The 12,362-nt window shown below is 35.4% G+C and carries 12 protein-coding genes; 3 read left to right on the top strand and 9 right to left on the bottom strand.

The window, feature by feature from the left end; translation table 11 throughout:
* Window positions 1-160 precede the first annotated feature (160 nt).
* Window positions 161-1,759, top strand: coding sequence for a DGQHR domain-containing protein (locus ANA_RS09700; RefSeq protein ID WP_015079896.1), 1,599 nt, complete (start codon window positions 161-163; stop codon window positions 1,757-1,759).
* 10 nt (window positions 1,760-1,769) lie between these two features.
* Here the strand turns inward: ANA_RS09700 and ANA_RS09695 are convergent, their stop codons facing one another.
* The 5 genes from ANA_RS09695 to ANA_RS26520 all read right to left on the bottom strand — a co-directional run bounded on the left by ANA_RS09695 (window position 1,770) and on the right by ANA_RS26520 (window position 6,237).
* Entirely contained in the window at window positions 1,770-2,759 is a 990-nt protein-coding gene (locus ANA_RS09695) for an HNH endonuclease (protein ID WP_015079895.1), read from the bottom strand.
* 34 nt (window positions 2,760-2,793) lie between these two features.
* A complete protein-coding gene (locus ANA_RS09690) occupies window positions 2,794-3,267 on the bottom strand; it encodes a DNA phosphorothioation-associated protein 4 (RefSeq protein ID WP_015079894.1) in 474 nt (157 codons plus the stop codon).
* A gap of 113 nt (window positions 3,268-3,380) precedes the next feature.
* Entirely contained in the window at window positions 3,381-3,941 is a 561-nt protein-coding gene (locus ANA_RS09685) for a Uma2 family endonuclease (protein WP_015079893.1), read from the bottom strand.
* Window positions 3,942-4,000: 59 nt separating this feature from the next.
* Window positions 4,001-6,067: an AAA family ATPase gene (locus ANA_RS09680; protein ID WP_015079892.1), complete on the bottom strand. Its 2,067-nt coding sequence runs from the start codon at window positions 6,065-6,067 to the stop codon at window positions 4,001-4,003.
* The gene (locus tag ANA_RS26520) at window positions 6,064-6,237 is read right to left on the bottom strand and encodes a hypothetical protein (protein ID WP_015079891.1); all 174 of its coding nucleotides are present in this window, start codon (window positions 6,235-6,237) and stop codon (window positions 6,064-6,066) included. Before ANA_RS26520 ends, ANA_RS09680 begins: the two co-directional genes overlap by 4 nt.
* Window positions 6,238-6,528: 291 nt before the next feature.
* On the opposite strand from ANA_RS26520, the gene ANA_RS09675 reads away from it, so the two are divergent.
* Window positions 6,529-7,092, top strand: coding sequence for a Uma2 family endonuclease (locus ANA_RS09675; protein ID WP_015079890.1), 564 nt, complete (start codon window positions 6,529-6,531; stop codon window positions 7,090-7,092).
* A gap of 246 nt (window positions 7,093-7,338) precedes the next feature.
* On the top strand, window positions 7,339-9,336 hold the full coding sequence (gene uvrB, locus ANA_RS09670; protein WP_041457899.1) for an excinuclease ABC subunit UvrB: 1,998 nt from the start codon (window positions 7,339-7,341) through the stop codon (window positions 9,334-9,336).
* A 132-nt stretch (window positions 9,337-9,468) separates the two neighbouring features.
* On the opposite strand, the gene arfB is transcribed toward uvrB, so the two are convergent.
* The 4 genes from arfB to ANA_RS09650 all read right to left on the bottom strand — a co-directional run bounded on the left by arfB (window position 9,469) and on the right by ANA_RS09650 (window position 12,334).
* On the bottom strand, window positions 9,469-9,882 hold the full coding sequence (gene arfB, locus ANA_RS09665; protein WP_015079888.1) for an alternative ribosome rescue aminoacyl-tRNA hydrolase ArfB: 414 nt from the start codon (window positions 9,880-9,882) through the stop codon (window positions 9,469-9,471).
* Window positions 9,883-10,053: 171 nt separating this feature from the next.
* Window positions 10,054-10,311, bottom strand: a complete 258-nt coding sequence (locus ANA_RS09660) for a hypothetical protein (protein WP_015079887.1) — start codon at window positions 10,309-10,311, stop codon at window positions 10,054-10,056.
* Between the two features lie 74 nt (window positions 10,312-10,385).
* The gene (locus ANA_RS09655; RefSeq protein WP_015079886.1) at window positions 10,386-10,655 is read right to left on the bottom strand and encodes a hypothetical protein; all 270 of its coding nucleotides are present in this window, start codon (window positions 10,653-10,655) and stop codon (window positions 10,386-10,388) included.
* A 140-nt stretch (window positions 10,656-10,795) separates the two neighbouring features.
* Window positions 10,796-12,334, bottom strand: a complete 1,539-nt coding sequence (locus ANA_RS09650; protein ID WP_015079885.1) for an HlyD family efflux transporter periplasmic adaptor subunit — start codon at window positions 12,332-12,334, stop codon at window positions 10,796-10,798.
* Window positions 12,335-12,362: the final 28 nt, after the last annotated feature.

Below are 12,362 nucleotides of genomic sequence, written 5' to 3'. Positions count from 1 at the left end.
ATGAACATAGAATCAATACTTCCCTTTGGGGGCATGAAATCATCTAGTATATAAATAAATCTAAGCTATGCGTGCAGCATATTTTTAAAAATCGCATCCCTAGTATCCATTTTTTTGGACAATAAAGCAAGAGTTAGTCACTAAGTTTTCAAAAATTAACATGAATGATAATACAGATACACTAAATAATCAACTCGCTAACGAGTATTTAGAACGGGAAAATCAGGATAAACAGGTATTAGCTTTACTGCTAGACAGGTTTTTAGAGAAGAAAGACCAAATTCTTGTCCAAAAGACAGAAATGGGTGGTACTGAGGCTTATGTAGGTTCTGTGACATTGGAATGGTTCGCGGGACGGGTACATTTTGCGTCTGGTTTACCCCTGCTGCAAAAAAAGTACAACCCAGAGACAGAGAATATTGAAATTGATGCTGATAGTATTGATGACATTCAACAACGTCCTGTTGACTGGTCGCGTCAAGCACCGTTAGTACAGTATTTAGCTGCGCGAAAAAACCATAAATTTCCGGCTGTGCTGGTAGTAATTAATCAACCTTGGGTAGATAACCCCAAAGCAGCGGAGTGGGATAGTCAAGGACGGGCTAAAAAAGCGACTACTGATTTTATACCTTTAGATAAAGATAGTAAAGTCGGTTTACTGAATATTTCTGAAGAGAATGTGACAATTTATGCTTTAGATGGTCAGCATAGATTAATGGGTGTCCAAGGTTTAATGGAGTTAATTAAATCTGGTAAACTTCAACGTTATAAAAAGGATAAAACTGCGGATGATAGTTTTATTACCTTATCTGATTTGATTGAGAAATATCAAGTAGAACCTGCTTATTTACAAGGTTTATCTAAAGAAAAAATTGGCATTGAGTTTATTTGTGCTGTGAATACCGGGGAAACTCATACAGAAGCAAAACGACGGGTAAGATCAATTTTTGTTCATGTAAATTTAATGGCTGCACCTTTAACTAAAGGTCAGTTAGCACAATTAAATGAAGATGATGGTTTTGCTATTGTAGCACGAAAGATTGCGGTTACACATCCACTTTTAGAACAAAAACCAAATCGCAATCCCCGTGTTAATTGGAATAGTGCCACAGTAGCCGCTAATTCTACAGTTTTAACCACTCTGCAAGCCTTACAAGATATGTCTGAAAGATATTTGGGGCAAAAGTTCCCCCATTGGAAACCTTTGGAAAAAGGGTTAATTCCCATGCGTCCAGAAAATGAAGAAATTCAGGAAGGAATTGCAGATTTTAGACTACTTTTTGATCATTTAGCTAATCTTCCCAGTTATAAAATATTGGAACACGAAGATACAACTGTTTTGCGGCGCTTCCATTTTGAAAAAGACGGAGGTGAGGGAAATATGTTATTTCGTCCAGTTTCTCAAGTTGCTTTAGCGCAAGCTTTGGGAACTTTGGTGTTTAAAAAAGATTTTGCTTTGACGGATATTTTTAAGAAGTTGGAGAAATTTGACCGTCAAGGGGGTTTTAGTAGTATGGAATATCCTCACTCTTTATGGTATGGGGTTTTATATGACCCCAATAAAAAGCGGGTACAGGTAGTAGGAAAAGATTTAGCTGTGAAGTTATTTATTTATATGTTGGGAGGAATGACTGAAAAAATGGAAGTTACGGCTTTACGTAAAGCTTTAGCTAATGCTAGGACGACAGAAGAACAAACTATAGGTTTTGATGGAAAGTTGGTCAAACCACAAGATGTAGGACTTCCGGTTATTTTATAATAATGGCCAATTAGGGCTGAAATATATGATGACGATGCCATTGTAAAGCTTCAATATCTGGAAAATATTTCTCTACTTTCGGTAATATGAGTATTTCCCCATGAAATTCCGTTATTGTTCTAGCATGGGGAGATACTTCTTCTAATTCTTTACTAACGATTATTTTGTATTTATCGTCAACAGCAAACCAACCTCTATCAAAAGCCCAATGATGATTTTTACAAAGTGCTATTCCGTTATGTATTCTACTGTCATAAAATGCAGAAAATGGCTTTATATGTGCGCCGTCAACAATATTTTGATTACCAGTTTTAGTAACTTTTAAGCCACAAAAAGCGCATTGACAATCATATACAGAAACAACAGCTTTTCTAAAAAAAGCATTTCTAATTAGTGTTTTTTTTAAACTCCATTTAGGAATAGTTTTTAATGTATCTGTTGATTCGGTTATAGTTTCTTGTTCTAAGGATTCATTTTGAAAATTTTCATTAATTTTTAAAATTTCTCCTATCTCATTTTCATCAGATGAAAGCCAACTTGATACAAGTGCATCAATTAATTCTTTTCTGGTACTTTCATTTTGTATTAAAGTAAAAAGTTCATCATCCAGAAAAGCGTAGTTAACATCATGTCTAAGTCTAGGAATTGTTTGAGGACGACCACCCTCATATTCAGAACTAAACTGAAGATGCCAAAACTTACATTGATTATTTTTCACATTTTTCAAGTGAAAAAACGGAAGGGCAAAATCGCTACCTTTAAACGGGCTAGATGCAATTACCTGCCAATACTTCTTAAATGTCTCAATTAAATCATCAGAAATATAAATTTTTTCATCCTTTATTACATTTTGTGAAATTAGATCAATTACAGATAAAAGCAATATTGGTTGGTTGAGTGCATAACCTTTTTTATCAGTTTTGTATACATTGAGGTTAGAGAAAGATTGACAATACTCAGCTAAACTTCTCTGATTGGATGATTGTTTTACTTTAGTCATTTTTACTATTACTATGAATATCTAAATTTTTGATTTATGGTCTAAATCTTCTCAGATCATAATCTTCACCCTCAAAATCATCCTTAAACCTTTCAGAATTGATAAATAATAAAATTCGATCAGAATAATCTATTGCGCCTCGAATTTCCACTTCTAATACTTCTAAACCGCCATTAGCATACTCTTCAAATATATGATTACGTTTTTCATTGTTATTACCATCCTGGAAAGATAAAATTCCTATATCTTCAGTTTCAATAAGTCCTAAAAGATTTATTACCGTATCATAGCCTCTAACAATAAATTGTTCTTGAGGAATTGGTGATGGTTCACGTTTGGAAATTTCCCCCAAAGGAACACGCTTTTTATACTTTACACCCAAAGCAGCAGCAAAAACAATGACATCAGCGAAAGTCTGAAAAGGACCAGTTCCCCCATCAGCAGAAGTTAAACTTTTCACCAACTCAGCTTTATCCCTAGCAACCCTGATTCTACCAGTTTCCGCCATAATTATAAAATATACACCCTTAACATCATAAACCAAACCTAACCTACTAATACTACAATCTTATCCTCTTCTTTGCGCCTTTGCTCCTTAGCGTCTCTGCGCGAAACAAAAAATCAAAAAACATCCTCATAAACCAGAGAAAGAGGAAAAGTAAAATCAACACTAACTAAATGTACATCATCACCCTCAACAAAAGGATGTAACTCCCATAAACCCCTATCATTTAGGCGAAAACAATCCAAACCGATTTTATCAGCACTAATTAAAACATATTCCTGCAAAGTTTGAATCCGTCTATATAGCTGAAACTTACCCCCCCTATCATAAGCTTCCGTACTCGGAGAAAGCACCTCAACAATTAAGCAAGGAAATTGAATAAACTTAATAGCTTGTTTATCCCGTTCATCACAACTTACCATGACATCAGGATAATGAAACGGACCATTTTCCGATATACCCACTTTAGCATCTGCCATAAAAGGACGACAATTACCACCCCGCAAATGATTTTTTAACCCAGAAGCCAAATTTAAAGCAATAGTAGAATGGGGAATAGTTCCCCCAGTCATAGCAAAAACTTCACCATTGATATATTCATATTTAATATCTTGCTGTTCCTCCCATTCCAAATACTCCAGAGGACTCATATAACTTTTCTCAAAATTAGCAACCATTTCTTTCTTCCTCCTTTGCGACTTTGCTTCTTAGCGACTTTGCGCGAAACAAAAATTATTTATTCAACCTCAACAATTTCAGTATATTCAAAACCATTCAAACTCTGACGAACCAAAGCATATCGTTCCCTCCCCAACTCAATAAAATCCTGTTCACAATTAGGCTTAGAAGAATAATAAACCAAAACATATTCCTTCCCAATCTTATCAGCAATTTCCTCCTCAACCTCAACCCGCCACTGAGTCTTAGTCACCAACACAACCAACTGATTTGCTAACTTAGGAATAGTTCGCGCAATGTGACGACGAGAATTAGCATCTAAACTCCCAAAAGGAGAATCCATAACAATAGGAAAAGTGCTACTATCAGGAACCATCATCATTTTCCGCTTCTCACTCCAGTCACGCACCTTATCAATAATACTAGCGATAAAAGATAAACTGAGAATTTGATTTTCTCCCGTAGAAGCTGCGACTGGTGCTTCAAATCCCGTCGTATTTTCCACCAAACTCAACTCATACTTTTCGCTAATTTTGGGAACATAAGGAGTAAAAGAAATATCTGAGAAAATTTCCTGTACCCGCTGTTCCAATTGGAGACGAAATTGATTTTCTTGACGGTTTTTAACTTCCGATAATCTGTCAATTGCATCTTGAGTAGCATTAATGCGACGCTGTGCTAAAGATTGTTTTTCCTCATTTTGTTTTTGCTTAGATATTTGTTTTATCAAAGCATCAATAGCTGTTTTTAGATGAGAAACTTCCTGTTGATTTGCACCTTGTTCTCGATTTAAGTCATCAATTTTAGCTTCAATTTCATCAAGACGTTTTTGTAAACTACTAATTTCCTCATTGGGATCTTTTCGGAGTTGTTCTTGAATAGTTGCTAATTCCAATTCAACTTGATTAAGATTTTCCCGTAACTGTTGAATTCGTACTTGTTCCCTGTCCGCTTCTTCCCAAAAAGCAACTGCTTGTTTATCAATTTCATCAACTTGCGCGCTCATTCTAATTGCGGTTTCTTCTACAGTGGAAGAACCAGATTTTCTCATTAAATTTTTGACATGAAAATGGGTGTGAGTTCCTTCCCTTAAATCTGCACCACAAATACAACGTCCAGTATTGAGTAAATCATTGACAAATTCCCGGGAAATTCCCGCAGTTAATTCACCTTTTTGTTTTAAATCTGTAAATATTTCCCGAAACTTAGCGGTAGTTTCCGATAACAGAACAGTATAACCCCGTGCAGAAATAACCTTTTTCAAATTCTCCCGTGTTTTTTTCAACTCTTCCCGCAAACTATCTTTTTGAGATTCTAAACTTTGCTTTCTTTCCTGTAATTCCTTAACAGCACTCAATTCTCGTAACTTGTTACTAACTTCCTTTTTGAAAGTCTGTTGACATTCCAACTCTTGATTTATTTCCGTTTGACGTTTATTAATATTGTCAATTTCCAGTTCTTGCTTTTCTTGCTGATTCAATAACTGTTTAGTTTCCGCGTCACCAATATGTTTTAACTCAGTTTCTAAACTCTTTTTAGCATCTTTCAAGTGTTTAATCGAAAGTTCAATAACTTCCACACCCAAAAAAGTTCTAATGGCTTCAGAAATTTCCGCTTTATTATCAGAACGGACAATTTCTTCAATGCGTTCACCGTCAAAGAAAAAATATTGATGTAAACTTGCTGGTAAAATCTGAGTTATAATTTCCTCAGCTTGCTGAAGTGGGAAATACCATTTTCCGTCATCTCCAGCAACTTGAATTTTTAACTGAGTTTTCCCAGCTTCAATCACATCACTTTCATTTTTATAAACCCGACAACCACGAGTAGCACGATAACGATTACCTTCATGTTCCCAACCAACTTCCACCCAACATTCCACAGGTTGACTAGGTTGAGATTCTGAAATTGCGCGTTTATTTACTAACTGTTCCGTTGACGCAAAAGCCGCACTAAATTTTTCATATAAAACCCAAGTAAACGCATTCAAAATACTAGTTTTACCTGCACCGTTACTACCATAAATCATCGTAGTATTGCGAACATCTCCACCAGCCAAAGTTATCTCTGGAGTTTTCCCATAAAAAGAACGAAAATTACATAATTTAATCGAAGTTAGCTTCATTGTACCGCTTCCTTCACAATAGTGAGAATATCATCATTAATATGACCCTTACTCTTTCTATCTAACCGACTTTTCTCCAACCTCCATACCTTCTCAATAATTTGCTTCACTTCCGGTGGTGCGCTGGTAATTGGTTCTTGAACATCTTCAATATTTGCTTCTGGTATCATTTCAAAACAGCAATAGATTTATTTTCTATTTTAACCAGTTCTGATACTATTTTTATCTATCTGCTCTTATCCCATTGCACTTGATATAATCGGTATACACAACCAGCCTTTAGCATATTACAAATTTTAACGCAGTCAGAAGCCAGAAGCCAGGGAATAAATTCCCTGTCTAATAGCTCAAGTCGGTTAAAACCGACTATTATAGGGGTATGCACTTGGATTAGATACACAGTTGCTGTATCAAATTCAAGTTAAAATCAAAATCGTACCCTAGCTTTAGGAAAACTAACCATGACAGTTACTATTGCTAAATGGAGTTTAGACGACTATCATCGTATGATTGAAATTGGCCTTTTAGCTGGTCGTCAAGTTGAACTACTAAATGGAGAAATTATCAACATGGCACCAGAAGGACCAGAACACGCGCAAATTAATACTGATTCTGCTGAATATTTGCGGGAATTACTCGGTTCAAAAGCACTGGTAAGAGATGCAAAACCGATTACAATACCTAATAGCAATTCAGAACCAGCACCAGATTTAGCAATAGTTGAACCACTGCGTGCTATTTATCGCAGTCACCACCCTTATCCTGAAAATATATTTTGGTTAATCGAATATTCTAAAACTACTCTAAGTAAAGATTTAGAGATAAAACGCAAAACCTATGCTGCTGGATTAATTAATGAGTATTGGGTAGTAGACTTAAAAAATCAACAATTAAAAGTGTTTAGAGAACCAATAAATGGTAATTATTCTAGAGAATTAACCTTTACTTGCGGTGAAATATCTCCATTAGCATTTCCAGAAATTAAAATTTCTATTCAACGATTACTACAAGGATTTTCACAATAAATCAATTGGGTGCGGCTTTTTTGAGCCGGCAAAAATAAATTCAGGCTTTGGGGGTTGACTTGCGCCGCCAGGCGTGATATTATGATAATGGGAATGTGTGCTTTTATAAAAATTTTATCACCACTCCATTATATTAATATAGCACATCGCCGGCGATGTTGCAAGCCAAACCCCGAAAAAAAAATTTCGCGCCAAACGTAAAACTGAGAAATTGTGTAGAATTGCTAGGTGTAACGTTCAAGCTAGATAATGGATTTTAATCTGCAAGCGCCTTTTGTCCCCACCGGTGATCAACCACAAGCGATCGCACAACTTTCTGCTAGTATTCAAACAGGAAATCATTATCAAACATTACTGGGTGCGACAGGAACCGGTAAGACATTCTCCATAGCCGCAGTCATTGAAAAAGTCGGTAGACCTACCCTAGTATTAGCCCATAATAAGACATTAGCCGCCCAGTTGTGTAACGAACTGCGGGAGTTTTTTCCTCATAATGCAGTTGAGTATTTTGTCAGTTATTACGATTACTATCAACCCGAAGCATATCTACCCGTTACTGATACTTATATAGAGAAAACATCAGCGATAAATGAAGAAATAGATATGTTACGACATTCCGCCACCCGTTCCTTATTTGAACGCAAGGATGTGATTGTTGTGGCTTCAATTAGTTGTATTTACGGTTTAGGAATGCCGGCGGAATACCTGAAAGCCGCAATTCGATTACAATTGGGAATGGAAATTGATCCGCGTCAAGTTTTACGGGATTTAACAGCAGTTCAATATACTCGCAATGACATAGAAATGGGGAGAGGAAAATTTCGAGTTCGGGGTGATGTTTTAGAAATTTCTCCTGCTTACGAAGATAGAATTATTAGAGTGGAATTTTTTGGTGATGAAATTGATGCAATTAGATATGTAGATCCTGTGAGTGGGGAAATTCTCCACAGTTTAGAAGCAGTAAATATCTACCCTGCGCGTCACTTTGTTACTCCTAAAGAAAGAGTAGAAATAGCTTGTGAAGATATAGCCACCGAATTAAAACAGCAACAATTAACATTAGAATCAATGGGGAAATTAGTGGAAGCACAACGCATTGATCAACGCACCCGTTATGATTTGGAAATGTTAAGAGAAGTGGGATATTGTAACGGCGTAGAAAATTATTCCCGTCATTTAGCAGGTAGACAAGCAGGAGAACCACCAGAATGTTTAATTGATTATTTTCCCAAAGATTGGTTATTAGTGATAGATGAATCTCATGTTACCGTTCCCCAAATTCGCGGAATGTATAATGGAGACCAAGCAAGAAAAAAAGTATTAATAGATCATGGTTTTCGGCTTCCCAGTGCGGCGGATAATCGTCCTTTACAAGCGGAAGAATTTTGGCAAAAAGTCAATCAATGTATTTTCGTTTCTGCAACTCCAGGAAATTGGGAATTGGAAATTTCGGAAGAGAATATTATTGAACAAGTAATTAGACCGACGGGAGTAATTGACCCAGAAATATTTGTGCGTCCCACGGAAGGACAAATTGATGATTTATTAGGAGAAATAAAAGATCGAGTTGACCGTCAAGAAAGAACGTTAATTACTACATTAACTAAACGCATGGCGGAAGATTTGACTGAATATTTAGCAGAGAGGGGAATTAAAATCAGATATTTACATTCAGAAATCAATTCCATCCAACGGATTGAGATTTTACAGGATTTGCGAAATGGTGTTTTTGATGTGTTAGTCGGTGTAAATTTATTGCGGGAAGGTTTGGATTTACCTGAAGTTTCGTTAGTTGCAATTATGGACGCAGATAAGGAAGGATTTTTGCGGACTGAACGTTCGTTAATTCAAACTATCGGCCGGGCTGCGCGTCATATTAGAGGAAAGGCAATTTTATATGCTGACAAATTAACAGGAAGTATGATTAAAGCCATTGATGAAACTGATAGAAGAAGAGGAATTCAAACGGCTTATAATAAACTGCATGGAATTACGCCGCAACCGATTATTAAAAAACAAACTAATTCGATTTTATCTTTTTTAGATGCTTCTCGTCGTTTAAATGCCACTGATTTAAAAATGGTTGATGAACATTTAGATGAATTATCGGTGGAAGATATTCCAGAGTTAATTACAATTTTAGAAAAACAGATGAAGGAAGCAGCGAAGAAGATGGAATTTGAAGAAGCTGGAAAATTGCGCGATCGCATTAAGCATTTGCGAGATAAAATGTTGGGACGTTAATATATAGCATTTATGTACAAGATTTTTTTCAACGAACCACAGAGGCACAGAGAACACAGAGAAAGAGAGAAAGGAGATGTTTGTATTTTATTAGGATTGCTATATATTATCATCACAGTAATAGCATCGTGATTATTCTGTAATTTTTCCTCTAGTCAACTTAATTTGTCCGCGCTTATTTTTACTATCAAGACGTTTTCTTTGAGAATTGCGACTTGGTTTAGTTCGTTTGCGTTTTCGCGGTAAAACAGACACACTTTTAATCAGTTCCTGAAGTCGTCGAAAAGCTTCCTCCTTATTCTGTTCTTGACTGCGGTATTCCTGCGCTTTAATCACCACAACTCCCTCAAGAGTAATGCGGTTATCTTTCAACTTCAAAAGCCGTTCTTTATAGATTTCTGGTAAAGAAGAAGCACAAATATCAAAGCGCAAATGAATAGCAGTAGCCACCTTATTAACATTTTGACCACCTGCACCCTGAGAACGAATCGCAGTAATTTCCATATCGCTATCAGGAATAATTACTGTCTGGGAAATTTCTATCATTTATATACAGTAATTCATACCTACAATACTATATCTTAACATAAAACAATTTTCACATAACTGTAAACAATTATCAGCTATCAGCAAAAACAACAAAAAAGGAAGTTGTTACTTCCTCAGAAATAAGCATTATGGGGTGTAAAGAAGAAAAAACAACCAACTAAAAATTATTCACAATACTAAATAAACAGCACTTCTGGCAAGATCAAGAGTAAAAATCTTATTATCGTAGAAACTAAATGGACCACGATATGCTGTTTCCAGGGTATTTATACCATCATAAACAGTGGTTAAAGCAACATTAGAACCACGTCCACCCAAGAAAGGTAAAGGTAAAATACCAGTACCTAAAATTTGCTGTATTTGCTCTGAATTTAAGTCATCCAAAAATGTCTTTTCCTGTAAGTCAGAAATTATGATTGTAGCCATGATCTTATTGCCTCATCAAACAGTGAATAGTTCTGGTAAACTTGACAAAATTGCCCTTGAATCTGCTAAAATAATTACCGATTTACCCAAGCATTAACTGTCCGAGCGTAATCTATCGTATTAAATTTATTATCATGAAAACTACCGGCTCCTTCATAAGTTGTTGATATGCTGTTTAGTCCATCATAAACGGTGGTTATAAAAACATTAGGACTTAGCCCTAAACTGGGATAGCCTCCCCAAAAACCTCCCCCTAATAAAATACCTAATTTTGATATTTTTAAATCATCAATAAAGGTTACTAAATGACTAGGATATAAGTCATTAATTACTATTTTCTCCATTATCGTATCCTCGAAATCCTTAATTCATTTAACTACTTAATTCTGACATTTTTCTTTTAGGAATAATCAAAAAGTTGCATATTAACGTCTATTAAAAAAGACATAATTTATTGAATTATGTCTTCAGTATAATACCTTATTTAAAGCTCTAAACCATTTTTCTGTAACTTCTTAAATGGATCTAAAATAAAGTCAATAACTCGACGTTGACGAATGATTACTTCCGCACTTGCTGTTTGTCCAGGTGTAAGAGGAATTTGTTTGCTACCAACTTGAATATAAGGATTTTCTAAAGCGATATCTAATTCATAAGTTTCTATTCGGTTAGAACTATTTTCTTGAATTTTAGAGTTAGGTGAAATCCAACTAATCCGTCCTGATACAATTCCATATTCTTGGAAAGGATAAGCATCAAATTTAATTTTTACTGGCATTCCTACCTTGACAAAACCACTATGTTGACTGGGCATACGGGCTTTCAAAATCAAAGCGGTATTTTCGGGAGCAATTTGAGCAATCATTTGTCCTAATTGTACCACAGAACCAGGTTTTTTAATAGGTAATTCAAAAATTATTCCATCAATAGGAGAGCGGACAATTCGCTGTTTTAGTTGTAAATTTAAAGATGCAAGCTGTCCTTTTGTTTGCATCATTTCTGATTGAAGAGAAATTATTTGATTTTGGATGTCTTTAAACTGTTCCTGACTTTTTAATAAAACTAATTCTCCTCCTTGCATAGAACTTTTATAACTATTTTCTTCTTCTTGTAAACGTAGTTTTGCCTGTTCAATATCTGAGCGAACTTGATTCATTAGTGACTGATAACGGCTGACCTCTTCTTTTAGCCGTAACTGTGCTGTTTGCAGATTAAATTTTGCTTCTTCTTGTGAACGTTGACTTTCTTCGGCAATTTTTTCCAATTCTACTACTTTAGTTTGAGAAATTATTCCTTGCTTTAACAACAGCCGATAACGTTCAACTTCAGAAACATCTCGACGTAACCGACTTGTAGCTAATCTATAGTTAGTTTGAGTAGATCGTATATTCTGTTTTACCTGATCAATTTGGGCTAATTTCTCCAAATCCTGGAAATTATAGGCACTTTTTTTAGTCTCAAATGTTTGTTGGGCTTGATTAAGTTGAGCAAGTTTTTCTAATGATTGAGATTGATTTTGCTGACGTTGAATATTAATTGCCATGAAGACTTGATTCTTCAGTATTTCCAGTTGAGATTGTCGATTTTTTAACCCATCTAATTTATCTTTTATTTGCTGTATTTCTGTTTGTAAAACATCAGATTGCATTTCTACTAATACCTGTCCAGCTTTAACGATTGCACCTTCTTTAACATTAACAGCAACTACACTACCAGTTACCGCACTATCTAATTTTTGTGTTGCCCCTTTGGGTTCTATTCTGCCACTAGCACTTCCTGTTTCATCAACTTTAGTTAACATTGCCCAAGGTAAAATAATTGCGGCAAAACTGACTAATAAATACAACATGGAACGAGTCCATACTTTTGGTAAAGCATCTAATAATTCTTCTGTACCATAAAACCAATCTTGGGCTTTATTTAATGTCTGAGTCTGAGGTTGATTTTGGATAAAAGCAGTAGATTCAGTTTGATTCTGCGGCTTTATGGTAGTTGTTGGTTGTGTGTAAACTGACTGTGGCATAAATAATTTTAGAATTCTGGTTATAGAT

This window comes from Anabaena sp. 90 (assembly GCF_000312705.1).
Classification (GTDB): Bacteria; Cyanobacteriota; Cyanobacteriia; order Cyanobacteriales; family Nostocaceae; genus Dolichospermum; species Dolichospermum lemmermannii.
Note: the sequence above shows the minus strand (reverse complement) of the source record. Positions and strands in the feature narration are given on the sequence as shown.